The sequence below is a fragment of the Herbaspirillum seropedicae genome (assembly GCF_001040945.1).
GTDB lineage: Bacteria > Pseudomonadota > Gammaproteobacteria > Burkholderiales > Burkholderiaceae_D > Herbaspirillum > Herbaspirillum seropedicae.
Window position 1 is genome coordinate 2,980,950 of record NZ_CP011930.1, and the last position, 21,961, is coordinate 3,002,910.

The 21,961-nt window shown below is 64.8% G+C and carries 22 protein-coding genes; 9 read left to right on the top strand and 13 right to left on the bottom strand.

What is annotated here, in order from left to right; genetic code table 11:
• The first annotated feature begins 132 nt into the window (after nucleotides 1-132).
• The 4 genes from ACP92_RS13040 to ACP92_RS13055 are packed head-to-tail and all read left to right on the top strand — an operon-like array spanning nucleotide 133 to nucleotide 4,383.
• Nucleotides 133-1,242, top strand: coding sequence for a LacI family DNA-binding transcriptional regulator (locus ACP92_RS13040; protein WP_013234586.1), 1,110 nt, complete (start codon nucleotides 133-135; stop codon nucleotides 1,240-1,242).
• A 50-nt stretch (nucleotides 1,243-1,292) separates the two neighbouring features.
• On the top strand, nucleotides 1,293-2,597 hold the full coding sequence (locus ACP92_RS13045; RefSeq protein ID WP_041310801.1) for an extracellular solute-binding protein: 1,305 nt from the start codon (nucleotides 1,293-1,295) through the stop codon (nucleotides 2,595-2,597).
• Between the two features lie 11 nt (nucleotides 2,598-2,608).
• Nucleotides 2,609-3,493 carry a carbohydrate ABC transporter permease gene (locus ACP92_RS13050; protein WP_013234588.1) on the top strand — a complete coding sequence of 295 codons (885 nt, stop codon included), beginning with the start codon at nucleotides 2,609-2,611 and terminating at the stop codon, nucleotides 3,491-3,493.
• Complete coding sequence (locus tag ACP92_RS13055; RefSeq protein WP_013234589.1) at nucleotides 3,487-4,383, top strand: ABC transporter permease subunit; 897 nt, start codon at nucleotides 3,487-3,489, stop codon at nucleotides 4,381-4,383. The genes ACP92_RS13050 and ACP92_RS13055 overlap by 7 nt, the downstream gene beginning before the upstream one ends.
• Nucleotides 4,384-4,436: 53 nt before the next feature.
• On the opposite strand, the gene ACP92_RS13060 is transcribed toward ACP92_RS13055, so the two are convergent.
• On the bottom strand, nucleotides 4,437-5,135 hold the full coding sequence (locus tag ACP92_RS13060; protein ID WP_013234590.1) for a type 1 glutamine amidotransferase domain-containing protein: 699 nt from the start codon (nucleotides 5,133-5,135) through the stop codon (nucleotides 4,437-4,439).
• A gap of 142 nt (nucleotides 5,136-5,277) precedes the next feature.
• Between ACP92_RS13060 and ACP92_RS13065 the strand changes: the two genes are divergently transcribed.
• Entirely contained in the window at nucleotides 5,278-6,192 is a 915-nt protein-coding gene (locus tag ACP92_RS13065; protein ID WP_013234591.1) for a LysR family transcriptional regulator, read from the top strand.
• A 106-nt stretch (nucleotides 6,193-6,298) separates the two neighbouring features.
• Here ACP92_RS13065 and ACP92_RS13070 read toward each other — a convergent pair whose 3' ends face one another.
• Nucleotides 6,299-7,624: a dicarboxylate/amino acid:cation symporter gene (locus tag ACP92_RS13070; RefSeq protein ID WP_013234592.1), complete on the bottom strand. Its 1,326-nt coding sequence runs from the start codon at nucleotides 7,622-7,624 to the stop codon at nucleotides 6,299-6,301.
• Nucleotides 7,625-7,903: 279 nt separating this feature from the next.
• On the opposite strand from ACP92_RS13070, the gene ACP92_RS13075 reads away from it, so the two are divergent.
• A complete protein-coding gene (locus ACP92_RS13075; protein WP_232284840.1) occupies nucleotides 7,904-9,490 on the top strand; it encodes a methyl-accepting chemotaxis protein in 1,587 nt (528 codons plus the stop codon).
• Here ACP92_RS13075 and ACP92_RS13080 read toward each other — a convergent pair.
• The 4 genes from ACP92_RS13080 to ACP92_RS13095 form a co-directional block, all read right to left on the bottom strand.
• Nucleotides 9,487-9,912, bottom strand: coding sequence for a GNAT family N-acetyltransferase (locus ACP92_RS13080; RefSeq protein ID WP_041310803.1), 426 nt, complete (start codon nucleotides 9,910-9,912; stop codon nucleotides 9,487-9,489). The genes ACP92_RS13075 and ACP92_RS13080 overlap by 4 nt on opposite strands.
• 78 nt (nucleotides 9,913-9,990) lie before the next feature.
• On the bottom strand, nucleotides 9,991-10,425 hold the full coding sequence (locus ACP92_RS13085) for a PaaI family thioesterase (protein ID WP_013234595.1): 435 nt from the start codon (nucleotides 10,423-10,425) through the stop codon (nucleotides 9,991-9,993).
• Nucleotides 10,426-10,435: 10 nt separating this feature from the next.
• Complete coding sequence (locus ACP92_RS13090; protein WP_013234596.1) at nucleotides 10,436-10,738, bottom strand: Dabb family protein; 303 nt, start codon at nucleotides 10,736-10,738, stop codon at nucleotides 10,436-10,438.
• 77 nt (nucleotides 10,739-10,815) lie between these two features.
• Complete coding sequence (locus tag ACP92_RS13095) at nucleotides 10,816-11,676, bottom strand: LysR substrate-binding domain-containing protein (protein WP_013234597.1); 861 nt, start codon at nucleotides 11,674-11,676, stop codon at nucleotides 10,816-10,818.
• Nucleotides 11,677-11,813: 137 nt separating this feature from the next.
• Here ACP92_RS13095 and phnX point away from each other — a divergent pair, with 137 nt between their 5' ends.
• Complete coding sequence (gene phnX / locus ACP92_RS13100; RefSeq protein ID WP_013234598.1) at nucleotides 11,814-12,647, top strand: phosphonoacetaldehyde hydrolase; 834 nt, start codon at nucleotides 11,814-11,816, stop codon at nucleotides 12,645-12,647.
• A gap of 23 nt (nucleotides 12,648-12,670) precedes the next feature.
• On the opposite strand, the gene ACP92_RS13105 is transcribed toward phnX, so the two are convergent.
• Nucleotides 12,671-15,169 (bottom strand): DUF3141 domain-containing protein, encoded by a 2,499-nt coding sequence (locus tag ACP92_RS13105; RefSeq protein ID WP_013234599.1) that lies wholly within the window; start codon nucleotides 15,167-15,169, stop codon nucleotides 12,671-12,673.
• A gap of 138 nt (nucleotides 15,170-15,307) precedes the next feature.
• On the opposite strand from ACP92_RS13105, the gene ACP92_RS13110 reads away from it, so the two are divergent.
• Both ACP92_RS13110 and ACP92_RS13115 read left to right on the top strand, forming a co-directional pair.
• Nucleotides 15,308-16,180 (top strand): HDOD domain-containing protein, encoded by an 873-nt coding sequence (locus tag ACP92_RS13110; protein WP_013234600.1) that lies wholly within the window; start codon nucleotides 15,308-15,310, stop codon nucleotides 16,178-16,180.
• A 9-nt stretch (nucleotides 16,181-16,189) separates the two neighbouring features.
• Entirely contained in the window at nucleotides 16,190-16,426 is a 237-nt protein-coding gene (locus ACP92_RS13115) for a hypothetical protein (protein WP_013234601.1), read from the top strand.
• Nucleotides 16,427-16,435: 9 nt separating this feature from the next.
• On the opposite strand, the gene ACP92_RS13120 is transcribed toward ACP92_RS13115, so the two are convergent.
• From ACP92_RS13120 to urtC, 6 genes are all read right to left on the bottom strand, one after another.
• Nucleotides 16,436-16,732 carry an FmdB family zinc ribbon protein gene (locus ACP92_RS13120; protein ID WP_013234602.1) on the bottom strand — a complete coding sequence of 99 codons (297 nt, stop codon included), beginning with the start codon at nucleotides 16,730-16,732 and terminating at the stop codon, nucleotides 16,436-16,438.
• Nucleotides 16,733-16,834: 102 nt separating this feature from the next.
• Nucleotides 16,835-18,013 (bottom strand): formamidase, encoded by a 1,179-nt coding sequence (fmdA, locus tag ACP92_RS13125; protein WP_013234603.1) that lies wholly within the window; start codon nucleotides 18,011-18,013, stop codon nucleotides 16,835-16,837.
• A gap of 192 nt (nucleotides 18,014-18,205) precedes the next feature.
• Nucleotides 18,206-19,237 carry an aliphatic amidase gene (locus ACP92_RS13130; protein ID WP_013234604.1) on the bottom strand — a complete coding sequence of 344 codons (1,032 nt, stop codon included), beginning with the start codon at nucleotides 19,235-19,237 and terminating at the stop codon, nucleotides 18,206-18,208.
• A 29-nt stretch (nucleotides 19,238-19,266) separates the two neighbouring features.
• Nucleotides 19,267-19,956, bottom strand: coding sequence for an urea ABC transporter ATP-binding subunit UrtE (gene urtE, locus ACP92_RS13135; RefSeq protein ID WP_013234605.1), 690 nt, complete (start codon nucleotides 19,954-19,956; stop codon nucleotides 19,267-19,269).
• Between the two features lie 25 nt (nucleotides 19,957-19,981).
• Complete coding sequence (gene urtD, locus ACP92_RS13140; RefSeq protein ID WP_013234606.1) at nucleotides 19,982-20,749, bottom strand: urea ABC transporter ATP-binding protein UrtD; 768 nt, start codon at nucleotides 20,747-20,749, stop codon at nucleotides 19,982-19,984.
• The gene (gene urtC, locus ACP92_RS13145) at nucleotides 20,746-21,951 is read right to left on the bottom strand and encodes an urea ABC transporter permease subunit UrtC (protein WP_013234607.1); all 1,206 of its coding nucleotides are present in this window, start codon (nucleotides 21,949-21,951) and stop codon (nucleotides 20,746-20,748) included. The genes urtD and urtC overlap by 4 nt, the downstream gene beginning before the upstream one ends.
• Nucleotides 21,952-21,961 lie beyond the last annotated feature (10 nt).

The following is a 21,961-nucleotide window of genomic DNA, read 5'->3' on the forward strand; positions in this document are numbered from 1 at the left end:
CATATATGATTGCGCAGCCCGGCCTGCTCTCCTGGCCGGGGCATTTCGACGCCGACCTGCCATGACCCCGACCCTGCCCCACCTGCACCGATCACTCTTGACCTCGTCTTCACTGCTTCGTCTGTCCCCGCCATGAGCCGCCTCACCATCAAGGACGTCGCCAAGGCCGCCGGCGTCAGTTTCCAGACGGTCTCGCTGGTGCTGAACCATCCCGAGAAAGTCGCGCCCCGAACCCGCGAGCTGGTGCAGGCGGCCATTGACGCGCTCAACTTCATTCCCAACGTCGCCGCCCGTTCGCTGCGCAATATCTCCACGCGCACCCTGGCCTGCGTGATGTTCAATGGCTCTTCCTATGACGAGCGCTCCGAACGCACCCAGGACACCCACTATCACAACGTCGTGCAGACCCTCACCCGCGCCGCCGACCGCGCCGGCTATACGCTCTTGCAGCGCAACCTGATGCGCGAAGACGAGGCCTCGCTGGTCTATGTGCGCGACCTGTTCCTGGCCGGGCGCATCGACGGCATGATCGCCATGGTCAATCGGGCCGGCAATCCGGTGGTGAGCGAACTGCATCGGCTGGGCTATCCCTGCGTGGTCTATGGCATGGCCGATCCGGCCTGTCATCACGTCGTGCAGTCGGACCGCCAGGCTGGACTGGCGGTGGTGGAGCACCTCTATCGCAGCGGCTGCCGCCGCATCGCCCTGGTCACCGGGCCGCAAAAGGATCACCAGCCCGGCAAGTCGCGTGAGCAAGGCGTCCCCACCTCCAGCGAGGCGCGCTATTTCGGCTACCTGGATGGGCTGGAAAAATGCGGCCTGACGCCGCGTCCGGAATGGGTGGTCACCGGCGACTGGTCGCTGGAGAGCGGCTACCGCGCCGCCGCCCAGCTGTGCCATCAGGCCGAGCGACCGGACGCCATCTTCCTGGGCAACGACCGCATGGCCCTGGGCGCGCTCAAGGCGCTCTACGACCTGGGCGTGAAGGTGCCGCATGAGATCAGCGTGGTCGGTTTCGACAACATGCGCTATGACGACTTCAGCATTCCCTCGCTCACCAGCGTGGACGCGCCCATGCTGGAGATGTGCGAGTTCGCCGTGAAGCTGCTGCTCGAACGCATCGAGCAGCGCCAGGAACAGCGCAGCCAGTCCGCCGATCCGGCCGCCGCCCAGGCGGCGCTGGTGCAGAAGATGTTTTCCACGCATCTGGTGATCCGCGACAGCACGCGCCCGGTCATGTGAAGAATCATCGCCATCAAGGCCGCCAGCGCGGCCGCTCCACACCAGCGGGCTTGATCAGCCTGATACTCGGGCTGCTCCTGCTGCTGGCCATCCCGCGCGCGCCAGCAGCCAGCTTCGAGTTCTGGAGCAGCCACGCCGGCGCCATGGCGCAGGCCGTCAGGCAGTTATGCGCGGGCTTCAATGCGGCCCAGCAGCAACATCAGGTGCGATGCGTCGTCCCCGGCACCTACGAGCAGACCATGCAGAAGACCATCGCCACCTATCGCGCCGCGCAACAGCCGGCGCTGGTGGAGATCTACGATGTCGGCACGCTGGACATGATGCTGAGCGGCGCCATCGTGCCGGTGCACCAGCTGATGGCCGACCACGGCTATCGCGTGGACTGGCAGGATTACCTGCCCGCCATCCGCGGCTATTACACCGATGCCCAGGGGCAGTTCGATTCCCTGCCCTTCAATGTGTCCACCGCCGTGCTCTATCTCAATACCGACCAACTGCGCCAGGCCGGTATCAGCACCCTGCCCTCCACCTGGCGCGAGCTGGAGCAGACCGCGCGGCAATTGCGCGCCGCCGGCCAGACCTGCCCGCTGGTGAGCGACTTCAATCCCTGGATCCTGCTGGAACAGGTCAGCACCATCGAAGGCGCACCCATTGCCGACCACGACAACGGCCACCAGGGCCTGGCCGCGCACTACCTGTTCGACCAGGGATTGCACCTGCGCTTCATGCAGCAGCTCCAGCGCTGGCACCAGCAGCACCTGCTGGTGGAAGCCGCCGCCACGCGCACCGGGCGCCATACGCTGGCCTTCACCACTGGCGAATGCGCCATGCTGTTCGATTCCACCAGCGCCTGGCACGCCATCGCCCGCAGCGGCTTGCCACACGTGGCGGTTCGCCCCCTGCCTATCCATGCCGACGGCCAGCGCCACAACAGCGTGCCGGGTGGCGCCTCGCTGTGGGTGATGAAGGGATTCGACCGCCAGGTCTATGCCGCCGTGGCCGCCTTCATCGCCTATCTGCAGCAGCCGCAGAACCAGCGCCTGCTGGCCCGGCAGACTGGCTACCTGCCCGTCACGCGCCAGGTGGCAGCGCAGATCATGGACGATCCCGACCACTATCCAGCCGCGGTCGTGGCCGGCATCCATTCCCTGGACGCCGCCAGCCAGCCCGGCGTCGGGCCGCGCCTGGGCTTCTTTCCGCAACTGCGCCTGGCCTGGACCGAGCAGGTGCAGATGGCGCTATCCGGCCAGCAGGACATGGCCCAGGCCCTGTCCAAAGCGCGCCAGCGCGGCGACGCATTGCTGCAGCGGTTTCGCCTGACCTATGCGGGGCCCGATCCGGCTCCATCACCCTGACAAGCCAGAACATGGACGCCCGCCCTGCCTTCCCCACCCGCTGGTTTCCGCTGCTGCTGGCCACGCCGCAGATGCTGATCGTGTTCCTGTTCTTCCTGTGGCCGGCGGTCAAGGCCATCGCCTGGTCCTTCTATCTGGTGCGCCCGTTCGGCAATGGGTCGCGCTTCGTCGGGCTGGACAATTACCTGCGCATCCTCACCGATGACAGTTTCTACGCCTCCCTGCGCGCCACCCTGGTCTTCACCGCCGGCAGCACCTTGCTGGCCGTGACCATCGCCCTGGCGCTGGCCGCCTGCCTGGAACTGGACGTGCGCGCCAAGCGCCTGCTGCGCAGCATCTTCATCTGGCCCTATGCGGTGGCCGGGGTGGTGGTGGGGATCGTGCTGAAGGTGCTGATCAATCCGGTCACGGGCCTCTTGGCCTTTCTCAACCAGCTCTGGCCGGGCGTCTGGGCGCCGCATCTGATCGGCGCGCAGGCCATGCTGGCGCTCATTGCCGCCTTTGCGTGGACGCAAGTACCCTTGAATTTCATCCTGTTCTCGGCGGCCTTGCAGCGCATCCCCGCCGATCTGATGGGCGCAGCCGCCATCGACGGCGCCGGTCCATGGCGACGCTTTATCGACATCCAGTTGCCGATGATCGCACCGGCCCTGCTGCTGGCCGGCGTCATCAATGTGATCGAAGCCTTTACCCACGGCTTTGGCCTGGTCGACGCCCTCACCCAGGGCGGCCCTGGCCGCAGCACGGCCATCCTGGCCTATCAGATCTATTCGGATGGATTCATCGGGCTGGACCTGTCGGGCTCCTCGGCGCTGTCGGTCGTACTGATGCTGTTCATCGTTGCGCTGACGCTGTTGCAGCTGCGCTTTTTCCGTCAGGGAGCAGGACGATGGTAGAACGTCACCCGCGCATGACCGCGCTGGCCTACTGCGTGCTGGGACTGGGTCTGCTGCTGGCCCTGGGGCCGCTGTACCTGATCCTGTGCTCGGCCAGCGTCACCAGCCAGGCGTGGATCAGCCAGGGCATGCCGCTCACGCCCGGTACCGCGCTGCTGGAGAACCTGCGCGAGGTGGCCCAGCGCATCGACCTGTGGCGCTATCTCTTCAATAGCCTCCTGGTGGCCAGCCTGGTCGTGAGCGGCAAGCTGCTGCTGTCTTCCGTGACGGCCTTTGCGGTGTCGTATTTCCGGCCACGCTGCCGGGGACTGATCCTGGTCCTGTTGTTCAGCGCCCTGCTGCTGCCGCTGGAGGTCCGCATCGTGCCGACCTACGCCGCCGCCTCGGATCTGCTGGAACCACTGCGCAGCCTGCTGCAAGCGCTGGACCTGTCCGGCCAGCAGGCCGTGCCATCGATCAGCCTGGTCAACACCTATGCGGGCTTGTCACTGCCGCTGGTGGCCTCGGCCACCGGCACCTTCCTGTTCCTGCAGTTCTACCGCACCATCCCGCCCGAACTGGTGGAAGCCGCGCGCATCGATGGCGCCGGTCCGTGGCGCTTCTACGTCGACATCCTGCTGCCGCTGTCGAAGACCAATTTCGCGGCCCTGGGCGCCATCGTCTTCATCAGCACCTGGAAAGACTACATGTGGCCCCTGGTCATCACCAGCCACGAGCAGATGCGCACCATCACCCTGGCCATGGCCAGCTTCCTGCCGGTCGAATCCGGCCAGATGCCGCAATGGAACCTGCTGATGGCCGCCGCCCTGGCCGCCATCGCCGTTCCCGCCGTGTTCGTGGTGGCGGCGCAGCGCTGGTTCGTCAAGGGCATCGTCGGCACCGAAAAATAACAAGGGCCTGTCCGGCAAGGACAGGCCCTTCTTCACGTCAGCGCCAGCGAGGATCAGGCGCGCAGTGCCAGCGCTTCCAGCAGCATCTCGGCGACGCGCTCGGAAGACTGGGGATTCTGCCCGGTGATCAACTGGCCGTCACGAATGGCGAAGACCTGCCAGTTGTCGGTCCCTTCGAACACCCCGCCCAGCTCACGCAAGCGGCTCTCCAGCAGGAACGGCACCACGCTGGCCAGGCCGACTTCGCGCTCTTCGGCATCGGTGAAGGAATTGACCCGCAGCCCCTGCACCATGGGCTTGCCATCGGCGCGCACCGCCGAGACCAGTCCGGCTGCGCCATGGCAGACCGAGGCGACGAACTTGCCGCCCGCATAGGCTGCCTCGACGATGGCCTTCACATGGGCGTCGCCCGGCAAATCCCACATGGTGCCGTGGCCGCCAGGGAAGAACACCGCATCGAAACCCTCCACCGTCAGTTCGCCCAGCGGGCGGGTGTGGGCGATGACTTCCTGCAGTTGGGCATCGGCCAGCATGCGCTCGACGATGGCGTCGTTTTCGCCACGCGGCTTGACGCTGCCCGGATCGATCGGCGCCCGGCCGCCTGCGGTAGAGGCTACCACCACCTCGGCGCCGGCATCGACCAGGGCGTAATAGGGGGCGGCCAGTTCCTCGGCCCACAGGCCCGTGGGTTTGTCGGTGTCCCCCATGCGGCTGCTGGAGGTGACGATCATCAGGATCTTGGCTTGGCTCATGTTGTTTCCTTTCAGAAAGGGAGATCGGGAGGCCGAAAGACTTGCCGTGGCAAGACGTCGGCGGCATCAGTGACACTTTATTCACTTCGCTCAAGCAGATAAACTGCCTTCCCATCAATTCATTTATTACATCAGTGAACAAATGCGCAGTTTCGACCCCGTCCAGCTAGGCAGTATCGAATTGTTCTGCAAGGCCGCCGAACTGGGCAGCTTCACCGCCGCCGCCGAAGCGCTGGGCCTGACCCCGGCCTCGGTGAGCCGCTCCATCAGCCGGCTGGAATCCCGCCTGGGCGTGCGTCTGTTTGCTCGCACCACGCGGCAGATCCGCCTCACCCGCGAAGGCGAGCTGTACCGCGACCAATGCCAGCAGGCGCTGGAACAGATTGCCGACGCCGAGCGCATCCTCACCGGCCAGCAGAAGGTCCCCAGCGGGCTCTTGCGCATCAGCGTCGGAACGCCCTATGCCCATTACCGTTTGTTGCCCTTGCTGCCGCGCTTCCAGCAGGCCTATCCGCAGATCGAGGTGGAACTGAGCATTGCCAACCGGGTGGTGGATTTCGTCGAGGAAGGCTATGACCTGGCCATCCGGCTGGGCGTGCCGCCCGATTCCCGCCTGATCGCCCATACCCTGGAAGAGGCCACCCTGGGCCTTTTCGCCGCCCCCGCCTACCTGGCCCGGCGCGGCCAGCCGCGCAGTATTGCCGAGCTGGAACAGCATGATTGCATCCAGTTCATCCTGCCCAGCAGCGGTCGCGCCATGCCCTGGATCTTCAAGGACGCCCAGGGGCGCGACATGGATTTTCACTTCAAGAGCCGCCAGCGCATCCATGATGACGTGCTGGGCTGCGTGAACTGGGCCATCGCAGGCGGTGGCCTGTTCCAGATCTATCATTTCATCGCCGACGCCGCCGTGCGTCGGGGAGAGCTGGTCGAAGTGCTGCAGCAGGCCGGCTATCGCACCCGCCGCTTTTCCATCCTGTATCCGCACAACCGGCATCTGTCGGCGCGGGTGCGGGCGTTTGTAGAATTCCTGCGACAAGCCGTGGCCAGTCCTTAGCATCACCACCCCAAAACACATCGGCCCCATCACCGCGCCAGTTGGCGCAGGAATGGGGCCGATGAAGCAAGCGAGGCGGGAGTAGCTCCCTCCTCTGCTTATCTGCTTAGTGATGCATCTTGGCGTCAGTACGATCCAGGATGGATTCCGGCGCTTGCGCGTCTTCCACGGTCTCGTTGTTCAAGACCTTGGTCAGGCGCTCGCTGTCGAGCTCACCGCTCCACTTGGCCACCACCAGAGTCGCCACGCCGTTGCCGATGGTATTGGTCAGCGCGCGGGCTTCGGACATGAAGCGGTCGATACCCAGGATCAGCGCCAGGCCGGCCACCGGCACGTGACCCACCGCCGACAGCGTAGCCGCCAGCACGATGAAGCCCGAACCGGTGATGCCAGCTGCGCCCTTGGAAGTCAGCAGCAGCACGCCCAAGAGCGTCAGTTCCTGCACGAAGGTCATGGGGGTGTTGGTCGCCTGGGCGATGAAGACAGCCGCCATGGTCAGGTAGATCGCGGTGCCGTCCAGGTTGAAGGAGTAACCCGTCGGGATCACCAGACCGACCACGGTCTTCTTGGCGCCGGCGTTTTCCATCTTGGCCAGCATGCGCGGCAGCACCGATTCCGAGGACGAGGTGCCCAGCACGATCAGCAGTTCTTCCTTGATGTACTTGACGAACTTCCAGATCGAGAAGCCGTGCAGGCGGGTGATGATGCCCAGCACCACGAAGATGAACAGCAGGCAGGTCAGGTAGAAGGTGCCCATCAACTTGGCCAGCGAGAACAGCGAACCCACGCCGTACTTGCCGATGGTGAAGGACATCGCACCGAAGGCGCCGATCGGGGCCACCTTCATGATCGCGCCCACCACCGAGAACAGCACGTGCGAGATCTTCTCGATGAAGTCGAACACCAGCGTGCCACGGCCACCGAACTTGTGCAGGGCGAAGCCGAACAGCACCGCCACCAGCAGCACCTGCAGCACATCACCCTTGGCAAAGGCGTCCACCATGCTGGTGGGGATGATGCCGAGGACGAAGTCGGTCACAGAACCCATCTTGCCCGGCGCGGTGTAGGCGGCGATGCTCTTGGTATCCAGCGAAGCCGGATCGACGTTCATGCCCACGCCCGGTTGCAGGAAGTTCACCAGCAACAGGCCGATGATCAGCGCCACGGTGCTGACGACTTCGAAGTACAGCAGCGCCAGGCCGCCGGTCTTGCCGACCTTCTTCATGTCTTCCATGCCGGCGATGCCGATGACGACGGTACAGAAGATGACCGGCGCGATGATCATCTTGATCAGCTTGACGAAGCCATCGCCCAGCGGCTTCATGGCTTCACCCGTGGATGGGTAGAAATGGCCCAGCAAGATGCCGATCACGATGGCAACCAGGACCTGGAAATACAGCGATTTGTAGAGGGGCGGTTTTTGCGCCGTCATAGTCTTTCTCCTTAAACATCGATTATCAGCCGGCCCGCCTGGACCCGCCTCCTGCCATTAGCGGATCATCGTCCGTTCTGGCTTGTTATCTGTCCGGGAGAACTCCCCCTCCCCGGTTCGGGCGCAAGTATCGCGCAGTCATCCCCGTGCCGGTATTGTGGGAAACCACATAAGCTCAGGAAACAGGGCTGCAAGCAGTTCTTTTCTTCATTCTGCGCTGCAACAAAGTTCGTTATAGTGAATGCTGGGGTAGTTCCCGCCAACAACAAGGAAAACATCGTGCAAGGAAAACTGTCGGTCACCGCCCGCCTGGGGCTGCTGCTGGCGCTGCTGTGCGCCAGCGTCCTCCTGCTGGCCTGGCGCGACATGCTGGGCATGGCCTCCAGCAATGACAAGCTGAAATACGTCTATGAAGACCGCACGATGGCGCTCATCCACATTGCCCGGGTGCGCGATGCGCTCTACCAGAACCGCGACCTGATGGGGCGCGCCCTGATGATGGCCAACCTGCGCACCGATCCCAATGCCGACGACAGCGTCTCGGCGGCGCGCATCAAGCAGAACCTGGGGGGAATGGCGGCGCTGGACGCCAGTTTCCGGGAAGGATGGAAGGCCTACCGCGACACCCGCCTCAGTCCGGAAGAAACCACCCTGGCCGGGCGCTTCGAAGAGCGCTGGCAGACCTACCTGAGCGAACGCGACCAGATCATCACGCTCATCGCCAACGGCGAACCGCTGCAAGCCAATCGCCGCTGGACCGCGCTGACCACGCAACTGGCCGATCTGGCCGGCCTGCTGTCGAAGCTGGGCCGGCTGCAGGAAAGCCTCACCGGCAGCGCCTACGAAGAGGCCCGCAACGAATACCAGCGCCTGCGCACCCACAACCTGGAGATCGCCGGGCTGACGCTGGCGCTGGGCCTGGCGCTGGCGCTATGGATCATCGCCGGCGTGCGCCGCGAACTGGGTGGAGAGCCGGCCTATGCCGCCGATATCGTGCGCCAGATCGCCGATGGCAACCTGTGCGTGGAAGTCAATCTGCGCAGCAACGACCGCAGCAGCCTGCTCTACGCCATGCACACCATGCGCGCACGCCTGACCGAGATCATGCGCAATGTCACCCTCTCGACCCAAGCGCTGGGCGTGTCGTCACGCCAGCTCAACGCCACCGCCCATGCACTGGCGCAGGCCTCCAGCGAGCAGGCTGCGGCGGTGGAAGAAGTCCATGGTGCCATCGCCAGCATGAACCAGGCCATCCAGCAGACCGGAGAACATGCCCGTCGCACCAACCAGATCGCGGTCGCCGCCGCCAGCGACGCCGACAAGAGCGGCGCGGCCGTGCAGACCACGGTCGACGCCATGCGCGGCATTGCGCGCCAGGTCGGCGTGATCGACGACATTGCCTACCAGACCAATCTGCTGGCGCTCAATGCGGCCATCGAAGCGGCCCGCGCCGGCGAGCATGGACGCGGCTTTTCGGTGGTGGCGGCCGAGGTGCGCAAGCTGGCCGAACGCAGCCAGAGCAGCGCCCACGAGATCAGCGTGATCGCCCAGCAAAGTGTGGAGCTGGCCGAGCAGACCAGCCAGCGGCTGGTGGAAGGCACCCTACAGGGGATACGCCAGGCCTCCCAGCAGATCAACCAGATCACGCTGTCCTCGCGCATGCAGGAAGAAGGCGTGGCCGAAATCGGCGTGGCCGTCACGCAGTTGAACGACACCACCCAGCGCAATGCGGCCGCCTCCGAGGAGCTGGCCATCACCGCCGAGGCGATGGCGGAACGGGCGCGCGAGCTCAACGCCCAACTGGCCTACTTCCGCCTCGAGCAGAGCCAGCAAGGCCAGCCCGGCCAGCGTCCTGCAGCTGCTTAACCCGGCGCCAGCGAAGCGCGCATGGTGATGTGTTCGATGCCGGCCTCGAGGAAGATCTCGCCTTCCTGCACGAAACCGTGGGCGGCATAGAAAGGCGCTGCATGCGTCTGCGCATTGAGCACCACTTCGCGGTCGCCGCGCGCGCGGGCGGCCTGCATCAGCGCCTGCAGCACCGCCCCACCCACGCCCTTGCCGCGTCCGGCCTTGCGCACGGCCATGCGGCCGATATGGCCGTCGGGCAGCAGACGGCCGGTGGCCAGCGGCTGGCCTGCCTCGTCATAGGCCACGGCGTGGATGCAATGGGCATCCATCTCGTCGAGCTCGATCTCGGCCGGAACCTGCTGCTCGTCCACGAAGACGTCGAAACGGATAGGCTGGGCGTGGGCGCGCATGGCGTCCCAGCTGCCGGTGATGATGTTCATGCGGGTACCCTGCATTGAAATAAGAACGGAAAGAACTGGAAATCAGCAATCACGAGGTCTGGCAAGCCGGACACGGATTCAGTCATGCTCCAGCTTGCGCGAGATATCGAGGCGGCGAATCAGCTTGAAAGTGCCCATGGCCTTGGCCACCAGCCGCTCGCCCTGCCACAGTTCGGCCTGGCAGAAGCACATGGTGGTGGAACGGTGATAGGTATGGCCGCGCGCCACGATGGTGTCGCCAGCGCGACCCGCCGGCTGCAGGAAGCTGGTGCTCATCTCCACCGTGGCCGAGGACTTGGCGTCAGGCACGCCGGCACGCGCCGACAGACCCATGGCCACGTCCAGCAGCGTCATCGAGATGCCGCCCTGGGCCACCTGCCAGCTGTTCATGAACTCCGGCTTCAACAGCAGCGACATCACTGCGCGGTCGTCGCCGTATTCCAGCACCTCCACGCCCAGGGCCTGCAGATAGGGATTGCCCTGCGGGAAAACCTCGGTCAGCGCCAGACTCATCGTGCCGGCCTCAGACTTCGTAGTCCATGCACTGGCGCGCTTCGCGCACCGCGCCGATGAAAGGCTTGATGGCCACGTGGTCGGGATGTTCCTGGTAGGCGTCCAGCGCCGCGCGCGAGGCGAACTCGGAATAGAGCACCACGTCATAGGTCGCTTCCAGACCCGGCTGGGCCACCACGGCCTCGAACTTCAGGATGCCCGGCACCACGTTGGCGCAGCTGTCCAGCAGTGCCTTCATCTTGCGCAGGTTGGTGGCCTTGTCGGCGCCTTCCGCATGGTCCTTCAGCTTCCACATCACGATATGCTTGATCACGTTGGTTCTCCCTGATTCCTGGAAAATGGGCAAACCGACATGATAAGCCAAAGCGCCCGCCTCGGCCGCGCCCTGGCTCAGCTGCGCGCAGCGATCTTCATGAAGGAACCGACCAGCCGCCCCTCGCGACGCTCGGCCAGGCAATAGACATAGGTATGGGTGCTGACCGGATCGCCCTCGATGCGCACCATGCGAAAACGCTCATCGGGCACGAATTCGGCCTCCGACACCGCGCCCAGGCCCAGCCCCCGCGCCACCGCCTCGCGCAGCGCCTCGCGACTGCCGATCTCCATGACCACCTGCACTTTCACACCAGCCTGCTGCAAGGCCTTTTCCAGCGCCAGGCGGGTGGTGGAACCCTGCTCGCGCATGAGCATGGGCTGCTGGTCCAGCTCGGCCAGGGTGACCGAGTCGCGCTGGTAGAACGGATGGCTGCGGTGGGCGAACAGCACCACCGCATGGTCGGCGTAGGGCAAGGCGTGAAAGCGCGCATCATCGGTGAAGCTGGCCAGCACGGCCACGTCGGTCACGTAGTTTTCCAGGTCCGCCAGGGTCTGCGCCGAATTGCCCAGGCGGATCGACAGCTCCACCCGGGGATAGCGGGCGCGATAGGCATCGACCATCTCGATGACGTGGAAAGGGCCGACCGCGCCGATGCGCAGATGCCCCACATGCAAGGCCCCGGAATTGACCAGCAGGTTCAGGGCGTCCAGTTCCAGTTCGGCGATGTTCTGCGCGATCGGCAAGAGCCGTTGCGCAGTCTCCGACAAGTCCACCCGCCGGCCCCGGCGGAAGAACAGTTCGACATTGTGCTCGCGCTCCAGCGATTGCACCTGGGTGGTCAGGGTGGGCTGGCTCACGCCCAGGGCGCGCGCTGCCGCCGAAAAGCCGCGATGGCGCGCCACCGCCAGGAAGGCGCGCAGTTGCGAAGGGGTCATCTATAGATCCTGCCAATAGTTCCTACCGATTTTGGCGATTATATCGATAACAGGCCCGTCACAATGCCGCTTTAAGCTATTCACTGTCGATGGCGGCGTCAATGACGACGCCGCCACGCCTACCCCAGGAGAATCCCGTGAACACCGCCCTCGCCTCCCGCGCCTGCCCCGCCCTGCAAGCCGTCATCTTCGACTGGGCCGGTACGCTGGTCGATTTCGGCTCGCTGGCGCCGACCCAGATCTTCGTCGATGCCTTCGAGAGCTTCGATATCGAGATCAGCCTGGCCCAGGCGCGCGGCCCCATGGGGCTGTCGAAGTGGCAGCACATCCGCCTCTTGCTGGACGAGCCCGCCATTGCCGCACAATGGCAAGCACGCACCGGCAGGCCGCCCGCCGACAGCGATGTCGACGCCCTCTATGAGCGCTTCATGCCGATGCAGATCGCCAAGGTCGGCCAGTACTCCCAGCCCATCGACGGCGCCGCGCAGGTGCTGGCCTGGCTGCGCGGCCAAGGCCTGAAAATCGGTTCCTGCTCCGGCTATCCGCGCCAGGTGCTGGACGTGCTGCTGCCGCTGGCGGCCGCCGCCGGCATCCGCCCCGACCACGTAGTGGCCGGTGATGAACTGGCCGCGGGCGGCCGGCCCGGTCCCTACATGGCGCTGGCCAATGTGCTGGCCCTACGGATCGACGACGTGGCGGCCTGCATCAAGGTGGACGATACCGTGCCGGGGATAGAGGAAGGCTTGCGTGCAGGCATGTGGAGCGTGGGCGTGTCGCTGTGCGGCAATGAAGTCGGACTCACCCGCAGCGAACTGGACAGCCTGCCGCCAGCGACGGCCAGTGAACTGAACCGGCAGGCGCAGGACCGTCTGCGCCAGGCCGGCGCCCATTACGTCATCGACACCGTCGCCGGATTGCCCGAGGTGGTGGCGCATATCCGCGCGCGCCTGGCGCGCGGCGAGCGGCCCTGACGCCCTGCCCGCCCTGGCGGGGCTCAGTTACTTCGGCTGCGGGCGCTGCGCTTGGTCGTGGTAGCGCTGGACGGCTTGGCGGGCTTCAGCGACTTGGCTGATGTGACTGACTTGGCCGCCTTGCTCGGTTGCGCGGGAGCCGCCGCCTTACGCTGCGTCCTTGCCGGCGTCGGCGCAGGCTTGGCCTCGGTGCGCCGAGGCGAAGACGCGCGTGGCCGCTTGACGGGAGCCGCTTCCAGCTCGCCGGCCGGCACCGTGACCTCATCGCTGCCCGCACCGATGGCCGACGTCAGCTTGCGCGCCAGCGCAATCACCTTGTCCGGATTGACATCGAGCGTGCCGATGAGCAGCTCGATGATTTCCGAACGCGGATTGGCCAGTGTCGGCTCGATCATCATGACCGCCGCCGACAAGGCCAGCGCCCGCTCGCGGCTGGCCGCATCGGGCAGCATCTGTCCCAACGCATTGAGCGCCTCCACGGGCGCCACGGCGGTGATGCGCGCCTGTTCCTTGAGCAGTTGCACCCAGTTGGTCTGCGCCGAGACACTGGCGTGCATGTTCGGCAATTGCGCCAGTAGCCGCGCCAGGCGCAGGCTGCGCCGTTCGAACACACCAATCGAAATCATGCCGGCGATGACGATGCGGCAGACCGCCTCGGCAAAGCCGCCCTCGGCAATCTGGCCGATCACGGTCTCGCGATACCGCCCCAGTTCCTGCTGCGCCCAGCGCTGGGCCAGCTCGGCATCGGGCTCGCGCGGCGGCAGCCAGGCGCCCAGCCCATTCGGACCGAACATCTGGCGCGTCATGCGCACTGTGCGGGCGTCGCGCTGGTCGCGCCAGGCGTTGAGCTCATCGGTGATCTTCTGCGCCATGCGGGCTTCGTACTGCTTCAGCGGATGCTGCGGGTCCAGTTGCACCCGTTGCGCCCGTGCCTGCGCGGCCTGCTGACGGATGAAGGCGGCCGCCGGATGGGCGTCCGAGAACAGTTGCCGCTGCATGCGCAAAGGGTTCATGCGCATCAAGGCGTTGGCGCTCTCGCGGGTGGCCGTCATGCGCACCCAGGGGCGCACCCAGGTCTTGTAGAACTGCGCATTCATCTGCGACCACTGGCTGATGGTCGAGAAGATCGCCTCTTCCTCGCGTCCCTCCGGATTGAGCTTGCGCAGGTCTTCCATGGTGCGGTGTTCGTAGTGCACCGTATAGTCGCCCGGCTCCAGGACGTCCCAGCGCTGGGTGGGACGGCCATCCTTACGTTCCAGCTTCATCTCGTAGAGGCCGGGCGGCAGGCTTTCGATCACGTCCAGCGAGCTGACCAGCTGGTCATGTTCCTTCAGCGCCACCGAGCCGCCCACGAAGATGCCCAGGTGACCCACGCTCTCATGCAGCACGTAGATGATGGTGCGGCCCGCCGCCGCGATGGCGCGCTCGTCGCCCCAGGTATCGATGATCCAGTTCAGCGCCTGCGGCGGCGGAGTGATGTTGTCGCCCCAGGAGGCGAAGACCACGATGGGCGCGCTGATCTCGCGCAGGTTCACCGGCTTGCCCCGCACCTGCAGTTCGCCCCGCGCCAGCTTGTTGCCGACGAAGAGGTTTTCGGTGATGGCCTCGATCTCGGCCCCGGTCATGCGGAAGAAGCCGCCCCACCAGCGTTCGAACTCCAGGAAGCGCGCCGCCTCCTGGTCCACGCCGGCCCACAGGTTGTAGTACTTGTTCCAGAAGGTATTGGCTGGATTGAGCTTCTCGAAGTTCTCCACCAGATAGGCCCCATCGAAGCGGTCCGCGCCCAGGTCAGCGGCCAGCGACGCCAGCCAGGTGCCGCCCAGGTTCGCGCCGCTGTAGCGCATCGGGTTCAAGGTCGAGCTGCCGGCCCAGTAGGAGGCCGGCGCGCCTACCATCATCAGCGGCCCGAACAGCTCCGGCCGCACCGCGTCCAGCGTCATCATGGCCCAGCCAGCCTGGCAATTGCCGATCACCACCGGCTTGGCCGAGCATTGCGGATGGCGGCGGATCACCTCTTCCAGGAAGCGCGCCTCGGCATCCATCACCGTCACCAGCGTCTGCCCGTCCTCGGGCTCGGGACGGAAGGTGACGAAATACACCGTATGGCCGGCCTTCATGGCCATGCCCACTTCTGAATCGAACTTGAATCCGCCAATGCCCGGCCCATGTCCGGCGCGCGGATCGACCACCACCACCGGCCGCGCCTGCGGATTGACCGGCAGGCCGGCAGGCGGCTGTAGCCTCAGCAAGGCGTAGTTGCAGGCTTGCGGCAGGTCGTGGCCGTCCAGCACCACTTCATGGGCAAATTTCAGCAGCGGCGGGGTGCCCTGCTCCAGGTGCTCCAGGTAGTCGTTGCCACGGTCGAGCAGCGTATCGAGGAACAGGAAACTGCGCTGCAGGCAGTCCTGCAGATAGGCCGGCACGTCGCCCCAGGAGGCGCTGGCCGCCACCGGCTGGTCGTCGTCGGGGTGCGCATGCCCATCATTGGGCGCGGCCGATACCGGTTTCTTGCGGTTGATCATGACTGCACTCCGAAGCATTGGATAGCGTCATGATACGGACAAAGGCCAGGGCAAATCGACCGATCTCTGCCACAATGGAGCCGCAATTCGCGGTATTGCCTTTGAGAAGCGACACAAACATTGCACGGAGGAATTTTCATGGAGCTCAAGAGCCTGGTGGACCAGCCTGGCAAATTGCCGACCGTTCCCAAGGTGGTACAGCAATTGATGGCCAGTTTCAACGCCGAGGACATCTCTGCCCACGAGATCGCCCAGCAGATCGCCACCGACCCTGCCCTGAGCGCCAAGGTGCTGCGGCTGGCGAACTCGGCCTTCTTCCACGCCTCGCGCACCATCGGCACGGTCGATGACGCGCTGCGCATCCTGGGTTTCATCATGGTCCGCAACCTGGTGCTGGGCAATGGCATGGTGGCGGCCTTCAAGAACACCCGCGGCATGGACCTGCACCAGTTCTGGCGGCACACCCTCTACACCGCCGTGGCCGCGCGCTGGCTGGCCATGCACGCCGGCATGGTCGGTGAAGACAATGGCGACGCCGTCTTCACGGTGGGGATGATGCATGGCATCGGCCAGTTGCAATTGCACGCCGTGGCCGCCAATGCGGTAGCGCCCCTGGACCGGCACAGCAATGTGCTCGACAGCGACCGCGCCGAACGGGAGAAAGAGGCCTGGGGTTTCCACTACGCCGATGTCTCGGCCGAGCTGGCCGCGATCTGGCACTTCCCGGATGCGCTGGTGACGGCGCTGCGCTCGGTGCCCGATCCGCTGGGCGCAGGCCGGTTCGATCGCGCCGCCGCCTGGGTCCACCTGGGCGGCTGGGCGGCGCGGGTGGCGATCCTGTCGCAGGATGATGAAAACGCGCAGGCCACTTACCCGGCTGCGGTCGGCAAGAAGCTGGGCGTGGACCCGGCGTGGATGCCGCTGCTGGTCAAGCATGATCCCGACAAGGCCGAACGGGCCATGCCGTCCCTGGGCGAGCTCGCCGCCGGGCTGGACGCGATGCTGGAATAAGGGGGGCCGATGGAGAACATCATCAGCCTGCTGCTGGGCCTGCTACGGTATCTGGCCTTCAATACTCTCTTCTACCTGCTCGGCTGCGGGCTGCTCAAGCTCATCACGCTGGGCCGTTATCCGCGCTGGCTGCCGCTGGGCAGCGGCCACTGGCGCCAACAAGCACAGGACTACGAACTGGTGGCGCTGTTCGGATTGCTCGCCAGCGTGGCCCTGCTGGTGCTGGGCGCGCGGCTACTGGGCTGAGCCTGCGGCTCAGGTCGCGCAGATGCTGCAGCTGTGTCCCTTGCAGTTGTGCAGCACACTGCTGCGCCCTGCGCCCGCGTGCGTCCCTGGTCCGGTCGCGCCCTGCCCGGCCAGTTGCTCAGCGCCATTGCGCGGCTGCCAGCGGTACTTGACCTGCAAGCCGACGTGACCGCCCGTGGGCATGGGCGAAGCGGCGGTACGCTCTTGGCAGTAAGGGCAAACTGTCTCGCCATGCAGTGCCTGCAAGGAAATCAGGCGTTCGAAGATGCCTTCGCAATGGCTGCAACGGATATCGTACAAGGGCATGGCGCTTCCTCCAGCAATTCAGCATCACATCAAAAAACCCGGCCAGGCCTGCGCCCGGCCGGGAACACACACGTCACTGCGAACAGCGAACAGCGAAAAGCGCTAGCCCTTGCGGCCCCAATATGACTTGTCGTTCAACATGCCCTTGGGCGTGATGTCCTGATCGAAGATCGAGGTCGGCAAGGCCACCGTGCAGGCGCAGTTGGGGATATCGACGATGCCGCCGATGCGCCCTTCCACCGGCGCGGCCGTCAGCAGCATGTAGGCCTGGCTGCCGGTGTAGCCGAAGTGGGTCAGGTAGTCGATGGCCTTCAGGCAGGCCTGGCGATAGGCCACGGTGGCGTCGAGGTAGTAGTTCACGCCGTTTTCCACGCTGATGCCCTCGAAGGTCAGCCATTGCTCGTAATGCGGCTTGACGATGCTGGGCATGAAGATGGGCGAGGTGATGTTGTACTTGGCCATGCCGCCCTTGATGAGGTCGAAGCCGACGTGACTCACGCCATCCATCTCGATGGCGCCGCAGAAGCCGATCTCGCCATCGCCCTGCGAAAAGTGCAGGTCGCCCATCGAGAAACCCGCGCCCTTCACATACACCGGGAAGAAGATGCGGGTACCCGCCGACAGGTCCTTGATGTCGGTATTGCCGCCATGCTCCCGCGGCGGCACGGTGCGCGCCGCCACCTTGGCCATCTCGTCGAACTTGGCCCCGGTCAGGCCGCGCAGCACGGCGGTGCTGGGGTTCGGTGGCTGCGCCAGGCCCTTGGCGGCCAGCGGAGCTTCGCGCCGGTTCCATTCGGCCAGCAGGTCATGCGAAGGCAGGCAACCCATCAGGCCAGGGTGGGTCAGGCCAGCGATGCGCACGCCCGGAATATGACGCGAAGTGGCATACAAGCCCTTCAGGTCCCAGATGGCCTTGTCGGCTTCGGGGAAATAATCGGCCAGGAAGCCACCGCCGTTTTCCTTGGCGAACACGCCCGAGAAACCCACCGGCGTGACCGGCTTGATGTCCAGCAGGTCGATCACCAGCAGGTCGCCCGGCTCTGCGCCCTCGACGTGGAAGGGACCGGTCAGCGGATGGGCGCGCGTGAGGTCGACGTTCTTGACGTCGGAGACATCGTCGGTGTCCTGGATCTGGGCGTCCAGGAAGTCCAGCGACTCGATCAGGATGGATTCGCCCGGCTTGACCGAGGCCAGGAACGGCAGGTCCGGGTGCCAGCGGTTGTGACCCAGTTCAGCCTGCTCTGCCAGCGGGACGCCGGGCTTGATCTTGAAGTGTTGCATGCGATCTCCTTGGTGGTGGATAGGTTCATGGCTTGATGCCAGCCTGCATTGCTGCTGCCGTTCGTCCTGAGTAGCCGCAACGCGGCGTATCGAAGGCGCGCCAGCGGTTGGCAAGCGGCATGAGCGCCTTCGATACGACCCTTTGGGTCTACTCAGTCCGAACGGACATCAGTTGCCAACCCGAATGACTTATCAAGCTGCCGGCTCGGTAGGGATCCCCGGCATCGGGCATTCGGGCGTGCCGGCGCTGTTGCGGGTCAAGGCCTCGACCTGGGCGCGGGCAGCCTGCGGGTCATTGACCCAGGTGCGATAGAAGTCGAAGGGGCACTCGGCCACGCCGGCCGGCGACTCGCCCGAATTGATCTTGCCGGTATAGCCGCGATGCAGCAGCTTGTAGAGGTGGTTCTGCGACTGCCAATTGCGACGCGCATCACGGATGGCCGAGATCGACAGCTCGGCATACTGGATACCCATTTCCTCGGTACCGCACTCGCCCAGCGTGCGGCCATCGAAGCCGACGATGGCCGAGTGGCCGAAGTAGGAATAGACGCCATCGAACCCGGCCGCATTGGCCACGGCCACATAGAGGTTGTTCATCCACGCCATGGCCTTGGAGACCATGATCTGCTGTTCCTTGGCCGGATACATGTAGCCCTGGCAGCGCACTACCAGTTCCGCGCCCTTCATGGCGCAATCACGCCAGATCTCGGGATAGTTGCCGTCATCGCAGATGATGAGGCTGATCTTCAAGCCCTTGGGGCCGTCGCAGACATAGGTGGCATCGCCCGGATACCAGCCCTCGATGGGCGTCCACGGCATGATCTTGCGATACTTCTGCACGATCTCGCCCTGGTCGTTGATGAGGATCAGGGTGTTGTAGGGGACCTTGCGCGGATGCTCTTCATGGCGCTCGCCGGTCAGGGAAAACACGCCCCATACACCTGCAATGCGGCAGGCCTCGGAAAAGATGCGGGTCTCGTCGCCGGGGATGGCGGCGGCGGTCTCGAACATCTCTTCACGGTCATACATGATGCCGTGGGTCGAGTACTCGGGGAACACCACCAGATCCAGCCCCGGCAGGCCCTGCTTCATGCCCACCAGCATGGCGGCGATCTTCTGCGCGTTTTCCAACACCTCGCTGCGCGTATGCAGACGCGGCATCTTGTAGTTCACCACGGCCACGCCGACGGCGTCCTTGCTGCTTGAAATGTCTCCATGTCGCATGGGCTTGCTCCTCTGAAAAGACGGTCGATTCAGACCGACAGGTATTTGCTGATGGTGGGCGCGTCGACGTTCTCACGCGTGTCTTCGTAGACGAAGCGCCCCTTGTCGATCACCAGGAAGCGGTCCGCAATCTCCAGCGTGAAGCTCAGCACCTGCTCCGAGACCACGATGGTGAGCGCGCGGATCTTGCGGATTTCCTTCAGGCTCCTGGCAATGTCCTTGATGATGGAAGGCTGGATGCCTTCGGTCGGCTCATCCAGCAACAGCACGCGCGGATTGGTCGCCAGCGCCCGTGCAATGGCCAGTTGCTGCTGCTGGCCGCCGGAGAGATTGCCGCCCTTGCGGGTGCGCATGTCATAGAGCACCGGGAAGAGCGAATACAGTTCATCGGGCACCTTGCCCTTGGCCGCCGCAGGCAGGCCGGTCTGGATGTTTTCCAGCACCGTCATGTGCGAAAAGATCATGCGCCCCTGCGGCACATAGGCCACGCCGCGCTCGACACGCTGGTGGCTTTCCAGGCTGCCCAGTTCCACGCCATCGATGCTGATGCTGCCGCCGCGCAGCGGCAGGATGCCCATCAGGGTCTTGAACAGCGTGGTCTTGCCCATGCCGTTGCGGCCCATGACGGCGACGATTTCTTCCTTGGCCACCGACAGGTCGACGTCGTGGATGACCTTGCTCTGGCCGTAGCCGGAAGCGAGTTGCGAGACTTTGAACATGGCAGGCTCCGAGGGTGAGGAAAGTTCAGTGACCGAGGTAGACATCGATCACCTTGGGATCGGACTGCACCTTCTCCATGCTGCCTTCGGCCAGGATCTTGCCCTGGTGCAGCACGGTGACCTTGTGGGCGATGCTCTTGACGAAATCCATGTCGTGCTCGATCACCACCACCGAACGGCCCTGGCTGATGCGGCCCAGCAGCTCGGCGGTCTTTTCGCGTTCGGACACGCTCATGCCGGCCACCGGCTCGTCCAGCATCAAGAGCTCCGGCTCCTGCATCAGCAGCATGCCGATCTCCAGCCACTGCTTCTGGCCGTGCGAGAGCAGGTCGGCCTGGGTGTGCAGCTGCTCTTCCAGGAAGATCTCGGCGGCCACCGCCTCCACCCGCGCCACCACATCCGGCGAGCGCTTGAAGGTCAGCGCACCGAACACCTTGCGGCCACGGGGGAAGGACATCTCCAGGTTCTCGAACACGGAGAGGTTTTCGTAGATGGAAGGGGTCTGGAACTTGCGTCCTACCCCGACGCGCACGATGGCGTGCTCGCTCATCTTGGTCAGTTCATGGTTGTTGAACTTGATGCTGCCGGAGGTGGCCCGGGTCTTGCCGCAGATCAGGTCCAGCACCGTGGTCTTGCCCGCGCCGTTGGGGCCGATCACCACGCGCACCTCATTGCGTTGCACGTAGAGATTGAGCTTGTCGACGGCCTTGAAACCGTCGAAGGACACGGTCAGGTCTTCGATGGCCAGGACCGGATGGGCGTCCGATTCGAAACCGATGGCGTTCTCGCTCATTTGCTGGCCTCCAGGGTAGCGCCGGGCTCGATGCCGTCACGCTTGGTGTCAGGGGTGGATGGACGGGGCGTGGTCTTGAGCGGCTCGGCAGCAACGGCAGCCTTGGCGTTGGGTTCGCCGCGCAGCTTGCCCATCAGGCGTTTGCCCTGGGTCTGCCACAGTCCGGCCAGGCCATTGGGGAAATACATCACCACCGCGATGAAGAGCCCGCCCATCAGGAACAGCCACAGTTCGGGGAAGGTCTCGGAGAAATAGGTCTTGCCGAAGTTCACCAGCAGCGTTCCATACACCGCACCCAGCAGCGACATGCGCCCGCCCACTGCCGCAAAGATCACCATTTCGATGGAAGGCACGATGCCCACGAAGGAGGGCGACATGAAGCCCACCTGCAGCGTGAACATGGCCCCGCCGATGGCCGAGAACATGGCCGCCGCGCAGAACACGAAGACCTTGAAGCTGGCCACGTCATAGCCGGAGAAACGCACCCGCTCTTCCTTGTCGCGCATGGCCACCAGCAAGCGGCCCAGCTTGGAGCCCAGCACGTAGCGACCGAACAGGATGCAGCCAAACAGCAATCCGGCATTGACGAAATACAGCACTAGCTTGGCGTGGTCGGTGCGGATATCCCAACCCATCAGGGTCTTCAGGTCGGTGATGCCGTTCACGCCGCCGGTCAGGCCTTGCTGGCCGATGATGAGGATGGAGAGGATGGCGGCGATGGCCTGCGTGACGATGGAGAAATACACGTCTCCCACGCGGCGCTTGAACATCGCCATGCCGATCAGCATGGCCAGCACGGTCGGCACCGCCAGCACCGCAAAGATGGTGAAGGCAAAGCTGTGGAACGGCTCCCACATGGCCGGCAAGGCGGTGATCTGGTTCCAGTCCATGAAGTCGGGAATGCCCGGCGTGGACTGGATCTTGGTGCTGATGGGGTCGGAGGCTTCGAGCTTGAGGAACATGGCCATGCAATAGCCGCCCAGGCCGAAGAACACGCCCTGCCCCAGGCTCAGGATGCCGCCATAGCCCCAGCACAGCACCAGGCCCACGGCGACGAAGGCATAGGACAGGTACTTGCCCACCAGATTGAGCCGGAACATGTCCAGCGTCAGCGGAAACACCACCAGCAACAGCGCCGCCATCACCAAGAGGCCAAGCGCACCGGAGCGCCCGCCCAGCAGTTTTTCATAGGCTGCATTCATCATCGGACCT